19 protein-coding genes are annotated in these 18775 nt (G+C 59.7%); 15 read left to right on the top strand and 4 right to left on the bottom strand.

Annotation, left to right across the window (positions count from 1 at the left end; translation table 11 throughout):
- Positions 1-10 precede the first annotated feature (10 nt).
- Positions 11-493: a D-Ala-D-Ala carboxypeptidase family metallohydrolase gene (locus ASC96_RS01990; RefSeq protein WP_060500823.1), complete on the bottom strand. Its 483-nt coding sequence runs from the start codon at positions 491-493 to the stop codon at positions 11-13.
- Positions 494-909: 416 nt separating this feature from the next.
- Here ASC96_RS01990 and trpS point away from each other — a divergent pair, with 416 nt between their 5' ends.
- The 14 genes from trpS (at position 910) to trmB (ending at position 14292) form a co-directional block, all read left to right on the top strand.
- Entirely contained in the window at positions 910-1977 is a 1068-nt protein-coding gene (gene trpS, locus ASC96_RS01985; protein WP_060500821.1) for a tryptophan--tRNA ligase, read from the top strand.
- Positions 1978-2030: 53 nt separating this feature from the next.
- Entirely contained in the window at positions 2031-2522 is a 492-nt protein-coding gene (locus ASC96_RS01980) for a universal stress protein (protein ID WP_060500819.1), read from the top strand.
- Positions 2523-2678: 156 nt separating this feature from the next.
- Positions 2679-3245: a NifU family protein gene (locus tag ASC96_RS01975; protein WP_060500818.1), complete on the top strand. Its 567-nt coding sequence runs from the start codon at positions 2679-2681 to the stop codon at positions 3243-3245.
- A 46-nt stretch (positions 3246-3291) separates the two neighbouring features.
- Positions 3292-3957, top strand: a complete 666-nt coding sequence (gene tsaB, locus ASC96_RS01970; protein WP_060500816.1) for a tRNA (adenosine(37)-N6)-threonylcarbamoyltransferase complex dimerization subunit type 1 TsaB — start codon at positions 3292-3294, stop codon at positions 3955-3957.
- 1 nt (position 3958) lies between these two features.
- Positions 3959-4471 carry an N-acetyltransferase gene (locus tag ASC96_RS01965; RefSeq protein WP_060500814.1) on the top strand — a complete coding sequence of 171 codons (513 nt, stop codon included), beginning with the start codon at positions 3959-3961 and terminating at the stop codon, positions 4469-4471.
- Between the two features lie 148 nt (positions 4472-4619).
- Positions 4620-5408 (top strand): 1-acyl-sn-glycerol-3-phosphate acyltransferase, encoded by a 789-nt coding sequence (locus tag ASC96_RS01960; protein ID WP_060500812.1) that lies wholly within the window; start codon positions 4620-4622, stop codon positions 5406-5408.
- 61 nt (positions 5409-5469) lie between these two features.
- Positions 5470-6870 carry a tRNA (N6-isopentenyl adenosine(37)-C2)-methylthiotransferase MiaB gene (gene miaB / locus ASC96_RS01955; RefSeq protein ID WP_060501397.1) on the top strand — a complete coding sequence of 467 codons (1401 nt, stop codon included), beginning with the start codon at positions 5470-5472 and terminating at the stop codon, positions 6868-6870.
- Between the two features lie 29 nt (positions 6871-6899).
- Entirely contained in the window at positions 6900-7955 is a 1056-nt protein-coding gene (locus tag ASC96_RS01950) for a PhoH family protein (RefSeq protein WP_037104536.1), read from the top strand.
- Between the two features lie 18 nt (positions 7956-7973).
- A complete protein-coding gene (gene ybeY, locus ASC96_RS01945; protein WP_060500810.1) occupies positions 7974-8480 on the top strand; it encodes an rRNA maturation RNase YbeY in 507 nt (168 codons plus the stop codon).
- 12 nt (positions 8481-8492) lie between these two features.
- Positions 8493-9656: a hemolysin family protein gene (locus ASC96_RS01940; protein WP_060500807.1), complete on the top strand. Its 1164-nt coding sequence runs from the start codon at positions 8493-8495 to the stop codon at positions 9654-9656.
- Between the two features lie 156 nt (positions 9657-9812).
- Positions 9813-11402: an apolipoprotein N-acyltransferase gene (gene lnt, locus ASC96_RS01935; RefSeq protein WP_060500806.1), complete on the top strand. Its 1590-nt coding sequence runs from the start codon at positions 9813-9815 to the stop codon at positions 11400-11402.
- Between the two features lie 155 nt (positions 11403-11557).
- Positions 11558-11977: a helix-turn-helix domain-containing protein gene (locus ASC96_RS01930; protein ID WP_060500804.1), complete on the top strand. Its 420-nt coding sequence runs from the start codon at positions 11558-11560 to the stop codon at positions 11975-11977.
- A gap of 248 nt (positions 11978-12225) precedes the next feature.
- Entirely contained in the window at positions 12226-13506 is a 1281-nt protein-coding gene (gene metK / locus ASC96_RS01925) for a methionine adenosyltransferase (protein WP_060500801.1), read from the top strand.
- Positions 13507-13593: 87 nt separating this feature from the next.
- The gene (gene trmB / locus ASC96_RS01920) at positions 13594-14292 is read left to right on the top strand and encodes a tRNA (guanosine(46)-N7)-methyltransferase TrmB (protein WP_060500799.1); all 699 of its coding nucleotides are present in this window, start codon (positions 13594-13596) and stop codon (positions 14290-14292) included.
- Between the two features lie 28 nt (positions 14293-14320).
- Here trmB and ASC96_RS01915 read toward each other — a convergent pair whose 3' ends face one another.
- Together ASC96_RS01915 and ASC96_RS01910 are read right to left on the bottom strand one after the other, a co-directional pair.
- A complete protein-coding gene (locus ASC96_RS01915; protein ID WP_037104558.1) occupies positions 14321-14578 on the bottom strand; it encodes a DUF1150 family protein in 258 nt (85 codons plus the stop codon).
- A 140-nt stretch (positions 14579-14718) separates the two neighbouring features.
- Entirely contained in the window at positions 14719-15150 is a 432-nt protein-coding gene (locus tag ASC96_RS01910; RefSeq protein WP_060500797.1) for an Hsp20 family protein, read from the bottom strand.
- Between the two features lie 155 nt (positions 15151-15305).
- On the opposite strand from ASC96_RS01910, the gene ASC96_RS01905 reads away from it, so the two are divergent.
- Entirely contained in the window at positions 15306-16250 is a 945-nt protein-coding gene (locus tag ASC96_RS01905) for a nucleoside hydrolase (protein WP_060500794.1), read from the top strand.
- Positions 16251-16319: 69 nt separating this feature from the next.
- On the opposite strand, the gene ASC96_RS01900 is transcribed toward ASC96_RS01905, so the two are convergent.
- A complete protein-coding gene (locus ASC96_RS01900; protein ID WP_060500792.1) occupies positions 16320-18689 on the bottom strand; it encodes a methyl-accepting chemotaxis protein in 2370 nt (789 codons plus the stop codon).
- Positions 18690-18775 lie beyond the last annotated feature (86 nt).

The raw sequence follows: 18775 nt of genomic DNA, 5'->3' as shown, positions 1-18775 counted from the left end.
TATAAAGGCTTCAGGCGCGCTTTCCCGAGCGGCGCTTGGCGCTGAGGAAATGACGTTTCGACTTGCCGCAATAGGCCCATTGGCGTTTGGCGCCCGTATCGACATGAACGATACCATTGCAGTAACGGCCGATACCGCCGATGCCCGGCGCCGATCTCGCGGCGGCAAGGATCGCACTTTCCGAAACGCCGGGCACGCGGATATCAGCGGCCTGGCAGAACCGGTGCATCGAGCCGGAACGGTGGGAGCTCGGCCGGTGGCCGGAGGTGACCAGTGGCCGTCGGCCGGTTTTCGCAGCGATATGCGCCAGAATGCCCTCCAGACGCGGTGAAAAGCAGCCGGTTCTGACCGATACGGTCTGCACGGCGTAGGCTGTCGTTCTGCTGTGCACGGGAAGCTTCACTTTCCGCTGTTTGTCGTCCTTGGCTTCGGCGAGGGAAAAACCGGAAACGGCAAGCAGGCACGCGAGTGCGAGCGATAAAAGATTACGCATGACAATCCCCTTGGCATGGCCCGTCAGCGTCCTTCATTGGATCGGAGCACATGCAAATGTCGGTTCGCCGCGCCATCGATGTGCGCAGTACAGCTGAGAGCTCGGCCTAGGAACCTGGTTGTGTTGGCGGATTGGCAAATTCATCCGAATTGCAGCAAATTTATGGAATTTTCTTCTTTTAGCTCTAAATAGCTATGCCGTATTGCCGCCATGTTCATTAATTGAAATTGAACATTAGAGGAAAAAATTCCAATTTGAATCTTTGGATTCAAGGTCTTGGCATTCTCTTCCTCCACCCTGGAGGGAATTTGCCGCAGACACTGGCCGCAATCCTCTTGATCGCAGCTGCGCCTGTGTGCATAAGCCCGCCAACAGCAACAGAGGCCGGGCCCTCCACAAGCCCGAATGAGGACACGATGTCAGAATTCAAGCCGCTCGTTTTTTCCGGCGTTCAGCCGACAGGCAATCTCCACCTCGGCAATTATCTCGGCGCGATCCGCAAATTCGTCGCCCTGCAGGAAAACAATGACTGCATCTATTGCGTCGTCGATCTGCATGCGATCACCGCGCAGCTGGTGCATGAGGACATGCCGGGCCAGATCCGCTCGATTGCCGCCGCCTTCATCGCCTCGGGCATCGATCCGAAGAAACACATCGTCTTCAACCAGTCGGCCGTGCCGCAGCATGCCGAGCTTGCCTGGATCTTCAACTGCGTCGCCCGCATCGGCTGGATGGAACGCATGACCCAGTTCAAGGACAAATCCGGCGGCAAGAATGCCGAACAGATGTCGTTGGGCCTGCTTGCCTATCCGAGCCTGATGGCTGCTGATATTCTCGTTTACCGCGCGACGCACGTGCCTGTCGGTGATGATCAGAAGCAGCACCTGGAACTTGCCCGCGATATCGCGCAGAAGTTCAACATCGATTTCGGCGATCATATCCGCCGGACCGATTACGGTGTCGATATCAAGGTCGGCGAAGAGCCGGTGCATGCCTATTTCCCGATGGTTGAGCCGCTGATCGGCGGCCCGGCGCCGCGCGTCATGTCGTTGCGTGATGGCACCAAGAAGATGTCGAAGTCGGATGCATCCGATCTGTCGCGCATCAACCTGATGGACGATGCCGAGACGATCTCGAAGAAGATCCGCAAGGCCAAGACCGATCCGGACGCCTTGCCAAGCGAGGTCGATGGCCTGAAGGGCCGCCCGGAAGCCGACAATCTCGTCGGTATCTATGCCGCCCTGTCGGACAAGACCAAGGCTGAGGTGCTTTCAGAATTCGGCGGCCAGCAGTTTTCCGTCTTCAAGCCGGCGCTCGTCGATCTCGCGGTCACCGTTCTTGCCCCGATCTCGGGCGAAATGCGCCGCCTGATGGACGACACGACCCATATCGACAGCATCCTGCGCGATGGTGGCGAGCGGGCCAGGGCGCGGGCGGAAGTGACGATGAAACAGGTTCGGGAAATCGTCGGCTTTCTGCAATAATCCGCCGCAAAAGAAACCTTGCAGCCAAAAATATCGGGTGTAAGAGTCGCGTCATGGTTTCAACACGACTCTCAAGACTGGAAGGTCACCGCCGCAAATTCATGGCGGTGATCGACGATACCCCGGAATGCGGCCGCGCCGTTCACTATGCCGGCATGCGCGCTAAAAACTCCAATGGCGGTCTCGTTCTGCTCTATGTCATTGCCGATGCCGACTTCCAGCAATGGCTGGGTGTCGAGGGGATCATGCGGGCGGAAGCCCGGGCCGAGGCCGAGGCAACGCTTGCCAAGATCGCCCAGATGGTGCGCGAAACGATCGGGATCGAGCCGGAAATGGTGATCCGCGAAGGCGGCGCAACGGATCAGATCTACAGCCTGATCGAGGAAGACCGCGACATCGCCATTCTGGTGCTGGCCGCCGGTTCGGCCAAGGATGGCCCAGGTCCACTGGTTTCGTCTATTGCCGGCAAGACAGCCGCATTCCCGATCCCGGTAACTGTCATCCCGGATCTGCTGACGGACGAGGAAATCGATGCGTTGAGCTGAACCTTGCCGCCAAAACAAGGATCAATGGAATTGATCCTTGCGCGGCTGAAACGCTGGCCCACGCATCTTGAAGCAGCCGCCCAAACGGCTTATATTCTTTTGAATAGTTCTAAACAGGCTGGTTGAACGCGATCCCGGCCGACGCGGAGTAAAGACATGTTCATCCAGACCGAAGCCACGCCGAACCCCGCCACGCTGAAATTTCTGCCGGGTAAGGTTGTGATGGAAAACGGCACGGCCGAATTCCGCGACGCGGAAGAAGCCGCAGCCGGTTCGGCGCTGGCCGCGCGCCTGTTCATGATCCCCGGTGTGACCGGCGTCTATTTCGGCTATGATTTCATCACGGTCACCAAGGAAGCGCAGGAATGGCAGCACTTGAAGCCTGCCATCCTCGGCTCGATCATGGAACACTTCATGTCCGGGCAACCGGTCATGGCGGTGCATACGCGCGCTGAAGAAAGTGATCAGGACGGCGAGTTCTTCGAAGAGGGCGACGAGGCCATCGTTGCGACCATCAAGGAACTGTTGGAAACCCGCGTTCGCCCGGCTGTCGCCCAGGATGGTGGCGATATCACCTTCAAGGGTTTTCGCGATGGCACTGTCTTCCTCAACATGAAGGGCGCCTGCGCCGGCTGCCCGTCCTCGACGGCAACGCTGAAGCATGGCGTGCAGAACCTGCTGCATCATTTTATTCCTGAAGTGCAGGCGGTCGAAGCCGTCTAAGCGAGCGATTATCCGTGCCGCGACTATCCAGAAAAGTTGAAAAATCATGATCGTCCTGGCCATTGATACGGCTGGGGCGGGCTGTTTTGCAGCCGTCTACGACAGCGATAGCGATACGGTTCTGGCCTCGGCCGGGGCCGATATCGGCCGTGGCCATGCAGAGCAACTCATGGGGTTTATCGACGAGGCGCTCGCCGCTTGTGGCAAGGTGCTTGCCGATATCGGCCGCATCGCGGTGACCATCGGTCCGGGCTCCTTCACCGGCATCCGCGTCGGCGTTGCCGCGGCGCGTGGTTTTGCGCTGGCACTGAACGTGCCGGCCGTTGGTGTTTCAACACTTGCTGCCATTGCCGAAGCTGCCCGGGAAAGGCATCCGGGCCGCGCCATCCTGGCGACGATCGATGCAAAGCGTGACGAGCTTTATTGCCAGAGTTTCGAAGCCGACGGCACGGCGCGTAGCGAAGCGTTGATGCTGGAAATTCCAGACGCCCAAAGGATGTTTGCCGGTTTCGACGGCTTCATCTGCGGCACCGCCGCCCGGCATCTGACAGACAACGTTCCGGAAAGCGCCGCCCAAACGGACCTCACGGATATCCGTCTTGTCGCCCGCCTTGGTGCTGCGGCCGATCCTTCACTGGGCAAGCCGAGCCCGCTCTATCTGCGCGGCCCCGACGTCAAGTCGCAGGCCGGCTTTGCGGTGGCGCGAGCGTAAGATGTCGCTGACCGACTTTTTTGTCCGCAAGCCCGAATTCGAAATCTTTGCCCTGGAAACGGCCGACCTGCCGCAGGCGGCGGCCGTCCATAAATTGCGGTTCACGCATGCCTGGAGCGACGGCGAACTGCATTCGCTGCTGAACCAGGATACCGTTTTCGGCTTCATCGCCCGCCAGAACAATGCCTATACGCGGCCGTTTATCACGCAACCACTTATCGGCGGCTTTGTCCTGTCGCGGGTGGCGGCCGGTGAAGCGGAAATCCTGACGATCGGCGTCGATCCGCGGTTTTCGCGTCTCGGCCTCGGCTGGCGGTTGATGCGGGCGGCATTGCGCGAAGCGCGCGATCAGGCTGCTGAAGCCGTTTTCCTCGAAGTCGATGAGACCAATACTGCCGCGATCGCGCTCTACCGGAAACTCGGATTTTCCAAGGTCGGCGAAAGACGTGCTTATTATCAGGATGTTAACGGCGCCAAAACCGCTGCCCTTGTCATGCGGCTCGATCTTGGTTAGCCGTAGCTGCCTTGAACCGAATGATGTGAAGCGGACCAGGAAGAGAGACGCGCTTGCGCCGCAATGCCGACAGACCAAGCAGAGATCACGATAGACGCAGCACAGTGTCCTTGATGCTGACGCCGGATGGCGTGCCGAGGCGCTGCGCGTGATCAATTGGCTGCGCGTCACGCTGTGCATGACAATTCTCGTTCTGGCGACCGTTGTCATGGCGCCGCTGCAAATCCTGTTTCTGTGGCTGGACACACCGCAACGCCGCACCCTGCCGCGCCTGTGGCATCGCATGGCCTGCCGCCTCGTCGGCATCCGGGTCCGCGTCCATGGCACGCCGGACCGGCAGCGGCCATTGCTGCTGGTATCGAACCATGCCAGCTGGAAGGATATTCTCGTTCTCGGCTCGATCGCCGACGTGGTGTTCGTCGCCAAGTCCGACGTCAAGGCGTGGCCGGTCTTCGGCCTTCTGGCGCGTCTGCAGGCAACGATCTTCGTCGAGCGCGAGCAGAAACGCACCACCGGCAATCAGGTCAACGAGATCGGCAAGCGTCTGGCCGATGGCGAGATCGTTGTTTTGTTTCCCGAAGGCACGACCTCGGATGGCAACCGGCTTCTGGAGATCAAGACGTCGCTGTTCGGTGCCGCTGCCGCCGCCGTTCCGATGTCGCCGACGGGTGCCGTCCATGTCCAACCTTTGGCCATTGCCTATACCGGCATTCACGGCATGCCGATGGGCCGCTATCACCGGCCGGTCGCCGCCTGGCCGGGCGATATCGCGCTGGCGCCGCATCTGCTCGGTATCCTCTACGAGGGCGCCGTCGATGTCGACGTGATCTACGGCGAGCAGATCACCTATACGGCAGAGAGCAACCGCAAGGTCGTCAGCCGCCAGGTGGAGAAGAGCATTCGCGAGATGCTGGCTCTCAAGCTGCGTGGCCGCTGAGGCTGTCGTGGCCAAGGGAAAGGGCTTCAATTTTGGCCCTTGATGCTCTATGGAACCGGGCATGACACAGGAAATCGCCGTTTTATCCGCAAAGCCCGATGTGGCTCTTGAGAGCTCAGCCGTCCGCAAGGTCTTCGTGAAGACCTACGGCTGTCAGATGAACGTCTACGATTCCGACCGGATGACCGATGCGCTGGCCAAGGATGGCTATGTCGCAACCGATGTCATGGAGGACGCCGATCTCGTCCTGTTGAACACCTGTCATATCCGTGAGAAAGCCGCTGAGAAGGTTTACTCGGCGCTTGGGCGGCTGCGTGACTTGAAGAAGAAAAAGGCCGGCGAAGGCCGCGAAATGATGATCGGCGTTGCCGGTTGCGTCGCGCAGGCCGAAGGCGACGAAATCTTGCGCCGGGCACCCGCCGTCGATCTCGTCATCGGGCCGCAGACCTACCACCGGCTTCCCGAGGCGCTTCAGCGCGTCAAACGTGGCGAGCGGGTGCTGGAAACCGATTACGCCATCGAGGACAAGTTCGAGCACTTGCCGGCACCCGACAAGGCCAAGACAAAGGCGAGGGGCGTCACCGCGTTCCTCACGGTTCAGGAAGGCTGTGACAAGTTCTGTACCTTCTGCGTCGTGCCTTACACGCGTGGCTCCGAAGTCTCCCGGCCGGTTGCCCAGATCGTTGCCGAAGCACAGAAACTGGTCGATGCTGGCGTGCGCGAAATCACTCTGCTCGGCCAGAACGTCAATGCCTGGCATGGCGTTGGCGCCAACGGCGAAAAATGGGGTCTCGGCGACCTCCTGCATCGCCTGACGCAGATCGAAGGTCTTTCCCGCCTGCGGTATACCACCAGCCATCCGCGCGACATGGATGACAGCCTGATCGACGCCCATCGTGATCTGCCGCAACTGATGCCCTATCTGCACCTGCCGATCCAGTCCGGCTCCAACCGCATCCTGAAGGCGATGAACCGGCGGCACACGACGGCCGAATACATCGCGCTGATCGCCCGCATCAAGGCGGCCCGGCCCGATCTCGCGCTCTCTGGCGATTTCATCGTCGGCTTCCCCGGCGAAACCGACGAGGATTTCGAGGACACGCTGCGCCTGGTTGAAACCGTTGGTTATGCACAGGCATTTTCATTCAAGTATTCGACCCGCCCCGGAACGCCCGGCGCCGATCTTGGAGACCAGGTGCCGGAAGACGTAAAAGCCAAACGCTTGGAAAGATTGCAGGCTTTGTTGCTAAAACAGCAAAACGAGTTTGCTCAAGCCTGTATCGGCAAGACGATCGACCTGCTTCTGGAGAAGCCGGGCCGCATGCCGGGCCAGCTGATCGGCCGCTCGCCCTGGCTGCAGTCCGTGAATGTTGATGCAAACGCATCGCAAATCGGTGACATTGTTTCTGTACGAATCACTGGTGCGGGGCCTAACAGTCTGTTTGCCGAAGTGGTAAGCTGAAGGACCGCTAACTCAAGGAGCCTGACCGCTTGAACGGACACGAATTGGTTTCATCTTCGCCGCGCCAGTCGAAAACATCCGCGACAGACGTCAATCACTTCGTGCTCACATTTGAGAACAACCGGTTCGCCAGCGAGTTGTTTGGCCAGTTCGACCAGAATCTCAAATTGATTGAGCAGCGCCTGCATATCGATGCACGGCCGCGGGGCAATTCCGTCGCGATCTCCGGTGAAGTCGTCGCCACCAATCAGGCCCGCCGGGCGCTCGATTATCTCTACGGGCGCCTGCAGAATGGCAGCACCGTTGAACCCTCCGATGTCGAAGGCGCCATCCGCATGGCGGTCGCTGCCGATGACCAGCTCCAGTTGCCGACCATGGAAAAGAAAGCCAAGCTGAACCTCGCGCAGATTTCGACGCGCAAGAAGACTGTTGCGGCCCGCACGCCGACGCAGGACGCCTATATGCGCGCGCTGGAGCGGTCCGAATTGGTGTTCGGCGTCGGCCCGGCCGGTACCGGCAAGACCTATCTTGCCGTTGCGCATGCTGCCCAGCTTCTCGAGCGCGGCGCGGTCGATCGCATCGTGCTGTCGCGCCCTGCCGTGGAGGCCGGCGAACGCCTCGGCTTCCTGCCGGGTGACATGAAGGACAAGGTCGATCCGTATCTGCGGCCGCTATACGACGCGCTCTATGACATGATGCCCGGCGACAAGGTCGAGCGGGCAATCACTGCTGGCGTCATCGAAATCGCCCCGCTCGCCTTCATGCGCGGACGTACGCTCGCCAATGCCGCCGTCATTCTCGACGAGGCACAGAACACCACGACGATGCAGATGAAGATGTTTTTGACGCGTCTCGGCGAAAACGGCCGGATGATCGTCACGGGCGATCCAAGCCAAGTCGACCTGCCGCGTGGCGTCAAGTCCGGCCTGGTCGAGGCCCTGCAGATCCTCAAAGGCGTTGAAGGCGTATCGGTTGTCCGCTTCAAGGATGTCGATGTTGTCCGCCATCCGATGGTTGCCCGTATCGTCCGTGCCTATGAGGCAACGACGGCAGTGCATGACGAAAGCGAGCAGGGCGACCGCTAAGGCGGAAGCAAGCCAATCATGACGAGCCTTGATATCCAGATCAGCGTCGAGGAAGGCCCATGGCCTTCCGAAGCGGAACTTGCGTCTCTCAGTGAACGTGTGCTTGGCGCGAGCGCCGATTTCCTGAAGCGTGAAGAAAAACAGCCATTTCCCAAAATGCCGCCGGAAGTGTCGCTAGTGTTTACCGATGATGCCTCCATCCGGGAAATCAACGCAGAATGGCGCAGCCAGGATAAACCGACCAATGTCCTGTCGTTTCCCGCCTTCCCGGTGACGCCGGGCAAGATGCCGGGTCCGATGCTCGGCGATATCATCCTTGCCCATGAGACGCTGGTGCGCGAGGCCGATGATCTCGGCAAGCCTTTCGATGAGCACCTGACCCACCTCCTGGTGCATGGATTCCTGCATCTTTTCGGTTATGATCATATCGATGAGAGTGACGCCGAAAGAATGGAGGACCTTGAGACTCGCATTTTGGCCGGTCTTGGTTTATCTGATCCCTATGGGGACAGTGATCCCGTTTGATAGTTTGGAACAATGAGCGATTTTAGAGCGCAGCCGGCAGCGGCTGTTAGAGACGAGGCGGAAGCCTCCAGTCAGGACGAGGCGGGCAGTAGTAGCACCGCCCCCAAACCTGAGAACGGCAAGTCAGGCTCCTCCTTCTGGAGCCGTGCAGCCCGGATCTGGCGTGCGGGCAATGCCTCCAGCCTTCGTGAAGATCTTACCGACGCGTTGATGACAGGGGCTGCGGATGGCGATACGGCGTTTTCGCCGGCCGAACGCGCCATGCTCAACAACATCCTGCGGTTCCGCGAAGTCCGCGTCGAGGATGTCATGGTTCCGCGCGCCGATATCGAGGCCGTGGATCTCAGCATCACCATCGGTGAACTGATGGTGATCTTCGAGGAATCCGGCCGCTCGCGCATGCCGGTCTATAGCGAAAGCCTCGACGACCCGCGCGGCATGGTTCATATCCGCGACCTGCTTTCCTATGTGACCAAGCAGGCCCGCAACAAACGGCGCACCGGCAGCCGTTCTTCTGCGAGTGCTGCGGCAACCACGGCTGAAAAATCCGAAAAGCCGGTTCGCCAGCCCAAGCCGAGTTTCGATCTCGGCCGCATCGACCTGTCTAAGACCGTCGAAGAGGCCGGCATCATCCGCCAGGTCCTGTTCGTGCCGCCGTCCATGCACGCCTCGGACCTGATGCAGCGCATGCAGGCCGCCCGCATCCAGATGGCATTGGTGATCGATGAGTACGGCGGAACCGATGGCCTCGCCTCGCTCGAGGATATCGTCGAAATGGTTGTCGGTGATATCGAAGATGAGCATGACGACGAAGAAGTCATGTTTGCCAAGACGTCCGACGACGTTTTTGTTGCCGATGCCCGCGTTGAACTGGAAGAGATCGCCGCAGCGATCGGCCCGGATTTCGACGTGCGCGAGCAGCTTGAGGATGTCGATACGCTCGGCGGTCTGGTCTTTGCCTCGCTCGGCCGCATCCCGGCTCGGGGTGAGGTGGTCCAGGCTATCCCCGGCTTCGAATTCCAGGTTCTGGATGCCGATCCGCGCCGGGTGAAGCGCGTGCGGATCGTCCGCAAGCGCCCGCCCGCCCGCCGTCGTCCAGCAAAGGGCGAAGAGGAGGTGCCTTTCGAGGCCGCTCCAGCCGATGCGCCGGAGAAATCGCTGCGCGAAACCGGCTAAGCCTCCTGCTTTGAACGCTTAAACAGCGTTTCCAGGCACGACAAGCCGCCGCTTTTTTGGAACACTGCCCCACGTTGATTCGGATTGACGGTCACTGCGCGCGTTGTTTGCCGCGCCGGTGGCCGGGTGGCGGTTTGCGCCGATTGGGGGAAGTGAATGGAGTGGCTTGCGGGCAGGATCATGCTGTTGTCGGGAGCCCGCCGGGCACTTGTCGCCTTCGTCGCCGGTTTGATTGCGGTTTTCGCCTTGCCGCCCTTCGGCATTTTCGCAGCACCGTTTCTGTCTTTTCCGATTCTTGTCTGGCTGCTCGATGGTGCTTCGGGCAATCCCGGTCACGGTGTGCTCAGGCGCGGCTTTCCGGCATTCTGGATCGGCTGGTGTTTTGGTTTCGGCTACTTCCTCGGTGGCCTCTGGTGGCTGGGCAACGCGCTGCTCGTCGAGGCTGATGATTTTGCCTGGGCAGTGCCATTGGCCGTGCTCGGTGTGCCGGCGTTCCTCGCCTTGTTTTATGCCTTGGCAACCGCAGTCGCCCGCATCCTCTGGTCGGACGGCCTTGGCCGGATTGCGGCGCTCGCTTTTGCTTTCGGGCTTTTCGAGTGGCTGCGCAGCTTTGTCCTCACCGGGTTTCCCTGGAACGCGATCGGCTATGCGGCCATGCCGGTTCCGCTGATGATGCAGTCTGCCGCCGTGATCGGACTGGCAGGCGTCAACATGCTGGCGGTCTTCGTCTTCGCAGCACCCGCGCTCATCGGTACGCGCAAGGGGTTGCGCGTGGGATTGAGTCTTGCTGTTTTGCTGGTTGCGGCACATTTCGGTTACGGCTTCTACCGGCTGGCGCAGCCCTTGCCGCCGCCCGCCGATCCTGCTTTGACGATCCGGCTTGTCCAGCCTTTGATCGATCAGTCGAAGAAGATCGATGACAACGAGCGGATGGCGATCTTTGAAGAGCATCTGGAGCTGACGCAGGCGCCTCCCGCCGATGGCGGCAAACGGCCTGATATTGTCGTTTGGCCGGAAACCGCGGTCCCGTTCATCCTGACCGAGAATCCCGATGCGCTGCTGAGGATTTCAGATGTGTTGCAAGATGGCCAACTGCTCATCGCCGGCGCGGTGCGGGCTGAAGCCAGCGGCGCCGGCCAGCCACCGCGCTACTATAATTCGATCTATGTGATTGACGATCGCGGCCAGATCGTCGGCGCGTCCGACAAGGTCCATCTTGTTCCGTTTGGGGAATACCTGCCGCTGGAAAGCCTCCTCTCTGCCGCGGGGCTGGATACGGTCGCGATGCCTGGCGGCTTTTCCGCCGCGGCGACACGCACGCTGCTGACGTTGCCAGGTGGCAAGACGCTCTATCCGCTGATCTGCTATGAGGCTATTTTTCCTGGCGAAATCGGCATGGATGCGCTCCAGGGCGACGCACTGCTGAACCTCACCAATGATGCATGGTTCGGCAATACACCCGGCCCCTATCAGCATTTCCAGCAGGCCCGGCTGCGCTCCGTGGAGACGGGTTTGCCGCTCATCCGCGATGCCAACACCGGTATTTCGGCTGTTATCAATGGGCGTGGAGAGATAGTCACCGGCTTTCCGTTCGGAACAAAAGGCTTTGTAGACACAATTTTGCCGGGAAAACATGTATTGCTAATGAGCCCTGAGGCGCAAGAAAGGAGCGCAATCCTGATTGCGCTCCTTCTCTTCGGTTTGGCCGTTATTTCCCGCGCAAGTTTTATTCTGCGAGAGAATTGACCAAAAACCCCTAAAATTGCATAGTGGCATTTACCATCGATCTTCACCTATGTTCGGGGGGTTTCCGCCCCGGCTGCACAACGTATCGTGTAGTCTGCTCTCGGCAAGTGTCCAGGTTATGGAGCAACTGCAACTTCGCTTATTAGGAAACCGTTATGATAGAAAACAAGAAGAAGCCGAACCCTATCGACATTCATGTCGGTAGCCGGATTCGTCTTCGCCGCACCATGCTGGGCATGAGCCAGGAGAAGCTCGGAGAGAGCCTCGGGATCACCTTCCAGCAGATCCAGAAATATGAAAAAGGTACGAACCGGGTCGGCGCCAGCCGCCTTCAGAACATTTCAAGCATCTTGAATGTTCCGGTCTCCTTCTTTTTCGAAGATGCACCGGGCGATGCCTCAACCGGTCCGTCTGGCATGGCAGAAGCCTCAAGCTCGAACTACGTGGTCGATTTCCTGTCGTCCTCGGAAGGTCTCCAGCTCAACCGCGCATTCGTCAAGATTGGCGATCCCAAGGTGCGCCGCAAGCTTGTAGACCTCGTCAAGGCCTTGGCCGCAGAAGCGGAAGCCGAATAAATCTGCCCGCAGACATGGCATGAAAAAAAGCGGCCGGACAGTGCCGCTTTTTTTGTGTTCTGATCCAGGGCGGGACTGTCGCCCTCACAGTGGCAGAATGCCGAGATGCGGCATTAAAGCATCAAAAGCCCGGAAAAACGTTCCCTTCTGGCGGATATAAAGATATATTTATGTCCTTGTGTGCTTGTCATTTCGTGGCAAAATCACTAACACGTCTGAAGCATTTTTTCTTTGAGGGGACTTCCCGCATGCGCGCTAATTACCTGTTTACGAGTGAATCCGTGGCAGAAGGTCATCCAGACAAGGTCTGTGACCGGATCTCCGATGAAATTGTCGATCTTGTGTATCGTGAAGCCGCAAAAACCGGCGTTGATCCCTGGGGTGTCCGCATCGCCTGCGAAACGCTGGCAACCACCAACCGGGTGATTATTGCCGGTGAAGTCCGGGTGCCGGACACGCTTTTGAAGAAAGACAAGGATGGCAACGTCCTGAAGGACGCCGCTGGTCATCCGGTCATCAACCCGTCGAAGTTCAAGACCGCAGCCCGCAAGGCGATCCGTGAAATCGGTTACGAACAGGCTGGTTTCCACTGGAAGACCGCCAAGATCGACGTGCTGCTTCATCCGCAGTCGGCCGACATCGCCCAGGGCGTTGACAATGCCGCCGACAAGCAGGGCGACGAAGGTGCCGGCGACCAGGGCATCATGTTCGGTTACGCCTGCAAGGAAACGGCAGAACTGATGCCGGCGCCGATCTATTATTCGCATCGTATTCTTGATCTTCTGGCCGCCGCCCGCAAGAAGGGCGCTGATGAGGCTGGCCGTCTTGGCCCCGACGCCAAGAGCCAGGTCACTGTCCGCTATATCGACGGCAAGCCGTCGGAAGTCACGTCGATCGTCCTGTCGACCCAGCATCTTGATGAGGCCTGGGATTCGGCCAAGGTGCGCTCCGTCGTCGAGCCCTATATCCGCGAAGCGCTGCACGACATCGAGATTGCCGACGATTGCGCCTGGTACATCAACCCGACTGGCAAGTTCGTCATCGGTGGTCCGGATGGCGACGCAGGCCTGACCGGTCGCAAGATCATCGTCGACACCTATGGCGGTGCTGCCCCGCATGGTGGCGGTGCGTTCTCCGGCAAGGACACGACCAAGGTTGACCGTTCGGCTGCCTATGCTGCGCGCTACCTCGCCAAGAACGTCGTGGCCGCTGGCCTGGCAGACCGTTGCACGATCCAGATCGCCTATGCGATCGGTGTCGCTCAGCCGCTGTCGATCTATGTCGACCTGCATGGCACCGGCAAGGTCACGGAAGACCAGGTCGAAGGCGCGATCCGCAAGACGATGGATCTGTCCCCGTCGGGCATCCGCCGTCATCTCGACCTCAACAAGCCGATCTATGCCAAGACCTCGGCTTACGGCCATTTCGGCCGCAAGGCCGGCCGCGACGGCTCCTTCTCCTGGGAAAAGCTCGATCTCGTCAAGCCGCTCAAGGATGCTTTGAAGGAAGAAGCGCTGAAGGCCGCCTGATCAGGCTCTTTACGGACCTGCCGATAAAACTGTAAAGCGGATGTTTCCTGACGGAGACATCCGCTTTTATCGTGAAAGACCATTGCCATGACCGAACAGCACCGCAGCCGCTCGACCGAAGCCTTCTTCGGCCGCCGCAAGGGCAAACCGTTGCGCGCGCTGCAGGCGACGCATCTTGATACGGTCCTGCCCTTGCTTCGGCTGGATTTGGCATCGCCAGCACCGGTGGATGTCAAGACGCTGTTCAAGCATCCTGTCGAACGCGTGCGGCTGGAGATCGGCTTTGGTGGTGGTGAGCATTTGATTCACCGTGCCGTCGAAGACCCGTCGACAGGCTTTATTGGTGTCGAACCCTTCGTCAATTCCATGGCAAAGCTGGTCGGCTATATCGAGGAGCGTGGCGCGAAGAATATTCGCCTGCATGATGATGATGCAACGCAGGTGCTGGATTGGCTGCCGGAAAATTCAATCGATCAGATCGATCTTCTCTATCCGGATCCATGGCCGAAGCGGAAGCACTGGAAGCGCCGCTTCGTCTCTCCGGTCAATCTCGATCGGTTCGCTCGCGTGCTGAAACCCGGTGGCATTTTCTGCTTCGCCTCGGATATCGACACCTATGTCAACTGGACGCTCGAACATTGCCGTAATCACGCGGCGTTCGAATGGACGGCGGAAAATGCCTCGGACTGGCTGACGCCCTATGCCGGCTGGCCGAGCACACGCTACGAGGCCAAGGCGCGCCGGGAAGGCCGCAAGTCCGCTTATCTGACATTCCGGCGCGTCTAGGCCGGAATGTCATGTCAGTCTGTGGGTCTTAATGCAGGCTGACAGTGCGCAGGTCGTCTTCTGCGGCCTTGAAGAAGGTGCTGGAACGGTTGTCGGTCAAAAGGATCGGCGTGCCGTCGGCGCCGAACAGGGCCCACAGGTCAAGATCAGGGTCCATATTGGGCGCTTCCGGAAAAACGCGCGACACTTCGTCCGAGCGCATCTTGCGGATATAGCCAACCTCACCGGCGCCGAGATGGGCCAGGTCGTTTTTCGACAGATGTGAGCTGACGTGTTTCAATCCCATGAGTCGTACTCCGTGGCTTTGCGGGTTTCATCGCCGGGAAAGGCGAAGAAACTCGCAACACATTGATTTTCCTGTACGAAGTTCGGGGCCATTGGGAGCGGCCGGGTCCTAGGTGCAGCCAGCATGAACTGCCGGTTATCCTACTCTGGGACCAAAATATTAATTTTCTTTACCATACGGACAGGTTCCGGACGAATGAGGTCGACCGACAGCAGGCCGTTCTTCAGCTCCGCCTTGGAAACCTGCATTCCCTCAGCCAAAACGAACATCCGCTGGAACTGGCGGGCTGCAATGCCACGGTGCAGATAGTCGCGTTCACCGGTCTCTGACTGGCGTCCGCGGATGATCAGCTGGTTTTCCTCGGTCGTGACGTCGAGGTCGTCTTCTGAAAAACCGGCGACAGCCAGGGTGATTCGCAGGCTGTCCGGCTCATTGACCGACTCGTCCCGGCGCACCCGCTCGATATTGTAGGGAGGGTAACCGTCATTGCCCTTGGCGATGCGCTCCAGGGTCTTTTCCATCGCATCGAAACCGAGCAGAAGCGGGCTCGTGAAGGGCGTGATCCGGGTCATGTCTAGTCCTTGCAGCTCAAGCGACCGTTTTGACGGACCTGCGAGGCAGCATCCGCGAGGCCTCAATATGGTAGCTGTGCGTAGCGAGTGCAAGGCGCTTGCACTGCGCCAACAGGCAAATCATAGTCCCGCTCGCTGATTTGGAGGAGACCTGCATGGCCGAGCCGAGAAAGATTATCATCGATACCGATCCGGGGCAGGACGATGCCGCCGCGATCATGCTGGCGCTCGGCAGCCCTGGTGAGCTTGATGTGCTGGGCATTACGGCGGTCGCCGGCAATGTCCCGGTGGCGCTCACCTCGCGCAACATCCGGGTGATCTGTGAACTCTGCAATCGCCGTGACGTCAAGGTCTATGCGGGTGCTGACAAGCCTCTGGTTCGTCAACTGGTGACGGCGGAGCACGTGCACGGCAAGACCGGCCTGGATGGCCCGGTGGTCGAAGAGCCGACCATGCCGATGCAGACACAGCACGCCGTCGATTTCATCATCGAGACCCTGCTGGCCGAAGACGTGGGAACCGTGACGCTCTGCACCTTGGGTGCGCTCACCAACATCGCGCTGGCGCTCAACAAGGCACCGCAGATTGCCCCGCGAGTCCGTGAAATCGTCATGATGGGCGGCGGCTTCTTCGAGGGCGGTAACATCACGCCGGCGGCCGAATTCAATATCTATGTCGACCCGGATGCCGCCGATATCGTCTTCAAGTCCGGCATCCCGATCGTGATGATGCCGCTTGATGTCACCCACCGGGTGCTGACCTACAAGACCCGCGTTGAAAAGATCAAGGCGATCGGCTCGGCGGCCGCCGTTGCCATGGCCGAAATGCTGGAATTCTTCGAGCGCTTCGATATCGAAAAATACGGTTCCGATGGCGGCCCGCTGCACGATCCGACCGTCATCGCCTATCTCCTGCGCCCGGAGCTGTTCAAGGGCCGCGATTGCAATGTCGAGATCGAAACCAAGTCGGAGCTGACCGTTGGCATGACAGTCGTGGATTGGTGGCAGGTGACCGGCCGCAAGCACAACGCCAAGGTCATGCGCGAAGTCGACGATCAGGGTTTCTTCGATCTTCTGACGGAACGTCTGGCCCGTCTCTGATCGGCAGCATCAACATGAAACAAAAACGGCGCCGCAAGGGCGCCGTTTCTCGTTGGTGATCCGTGTGGCTCAGAATTCTTCCCAGTTGTCCTGGGCAAGAGCCGTGTTGCCGGAAACCTGCGGCACGGCCCGTGGCGCTGGAGCACTGTAGCGGGACGGTGCGGTCTTGGCCGGCGCGCTGTAGCTCGCAGTGGATGGCTTGGCAGGGGTGCGCATCTTGTCTGCCGTGCTGCGCAGCATGTCAGCCGAAGACAGGTTCTGACGGGCGACATGGAAGCGGGAGACCAGCGTGCTCAGCGCGCGGGCTTCCTCGTTCAATGCCATGCTGGCGGCGGTGGTTTCTTCCACCATCGCAGCGTTCTGCTGGGTCACCTGGTCCATCTGGTTGACCGCCGTGTTGATCTCCTTCAGGCCAACGGCCTGCTCGGAAGCCGAACCGGAGATCTGGCGGATCAGGCCATTGATCTGCACCACCTGATCGGCGATCTTCTGCAGCGCGCCACCGGCGCGGCCAACGAGATCGACACCATCCCGAACCTGGCCAGCCGAGGTGTTGATCAATGTCTTGATCTCCTTGGCGGCATTGGCCGAACGTTGTGCCAGTTCACGCACTTCCTGCGCAACGACAGCAAATCCCTTGCCGGCATCGCCAGCGCGGGCAGCTTCGACACCGGCGTTGAGCGCCAGCAGGTTGGTCTGGAAGGCGATTTCGTCGATGACGCCGATGATGCGGCTGACTTCGCCTGACGACTGTTCGATGCCCTTCATCGCGGCAATCGCCTTCTGTACCACTTCGCCGGACTGTTCGGCATCCGTGCTGGCGGTCTCGACGGACTTTGCCGCGACCTTGGCGTTGTCGGCGCTGGCATTGACCTGCGAAGTCAGCTGATCGAGCGCTGCCGCCGTTTCTTCCAGGCTTGCGGCCTGCTGCTCTGTGCGGTGCGACAGATCATTGGCAGCATTGCTGATTTCGCTGGTGCCGGTGCTAATGTTGACGACCGAGCTGTTGACCGTCTGGATCGTCTCTTCGAGGCTATCCATGGCGGAGTTGAAGTCAGTCTTCAGCTGGGCATATTCGCCCGGGAAATCGTCGGTGATGCGGTAGGCGAGGTCACCGGAAGAAAGCTGCGACAGGCCCTTGGCGAGCTTGGCGACAATCTCGCGCTGGGTTGCGTTCGACTGGGCGCGTTCGGCTTCGGACTGGTTACGCTGCTGCTCGGACGACTGACGCTCCTGTTGCGCTTCGGCCTCCAGGCGCTTGGTATCGGCGAGGCGATGACGGAAACCTTCCAGCGCCTTGGCGACGGAACCGGTTTCGTCGGTACGGTCCTGACCGGACACGGCGTTGGAGTAGACACCCTTGCTGAGGTTCTCGACATCGCTGACCAGCCCTGCAAGCGGCTTCTGGACGAAGCTGCGAACGGAAAGGTAGAGGCCGAGAAGCACGGCGCCAAGAACGATCAGGCCACCGATGATCATCATGTAGGTCTGATCGACGACCGGCGCGTTGATGGCACTCTGTGGTACGTCAACGAGGACCACCCAGGTCGTGTTCACATCGGGCAGGCTGAAGGGATAGACCACCCGTTCGAAGGTCTCGTTACCGTCATAGGTCAGATCATGGATCATACCCGGCTGTGCGGTGGACAGGGCATTCTTGACGATATCTGCACCAACACCGTCATATTCCTTCATCAGCAGGTCCGGGATCGGGGCGACCAGCCATTTGCCCGTCTGCGAGAGAAGCGTCACGCGGCCGGTGCCGAAGGGGCGGATATCCTTGACCTTGTTCGCAAGCGAGGAGAGGGAAACATCGACGCCGCTGGCGCCGATCAGCTTGCCGTTGGAGATGACCGGATAGGCGATCGAGGACATCGAATTGTTGTCGCCCGTCGTGCTTTCGGTATAGGGCGGCGACATGGCGCCCTTGAGGCTCTTGGCCGCCAGCGCATACCAGTCGGCCGAGTAGTCGGAATCGAAGGTCGAGAAGGTGATGCCGGTCTTGCTCTTGGTCCAGTAGGGGTTAAGCGTACCGTCCTTGCTGGCGCCGAATTCCTTCTGGCCTGCAAAGTCCTTGGATTTGCCATCGAAAGCATTCGGCTCCTCGGCAAACCAGCTACCGAAAGCGAATGCATTCTTCTCGACATTGGCTTTCAGCAAATCGACGACAGCCTTGCGATCGAGATAGCCACCTTCCTGGCCGCGGCTGATGATCCCGGCTGTTGAGCGGGCAGCGCCCGCCAGTTCGGCAATGTTGCTGGCAATGTCGGATGCGATGGATTTCGCCTCGGTACGCGCTTGGTCGAGAACCAGCGTTTCAACACGGTCCTGCGTCTGGGAGATGAGCACGTAATTTGAAGCAAGAAGGACGAGCGCAATGGTGCCGCCCGTGACCGCGATAAGCTTGGTCGCTAGCGATTTGGCCTGGAACTTGAACATGAATGTCCCCGCATGGTGAGAGGTCCGCGGGTTGAAGCCGCGGAATGACGCGATCTTTGGGTGGGAGATGCCCCCTCATGGAGCGC

Source organism: Rhizobium sp. Root1204 (assembly GCF_001424965.1).
Taxonomy (GTDB): Bacteria; Pseudomonadota; Alphaproteobacteria; order Rhizobiales; family Rhizobiaceae; genus Pararhizobium.
This window is presented reverse-complemented; position numbering and strand designations above follow the sequence as displayed.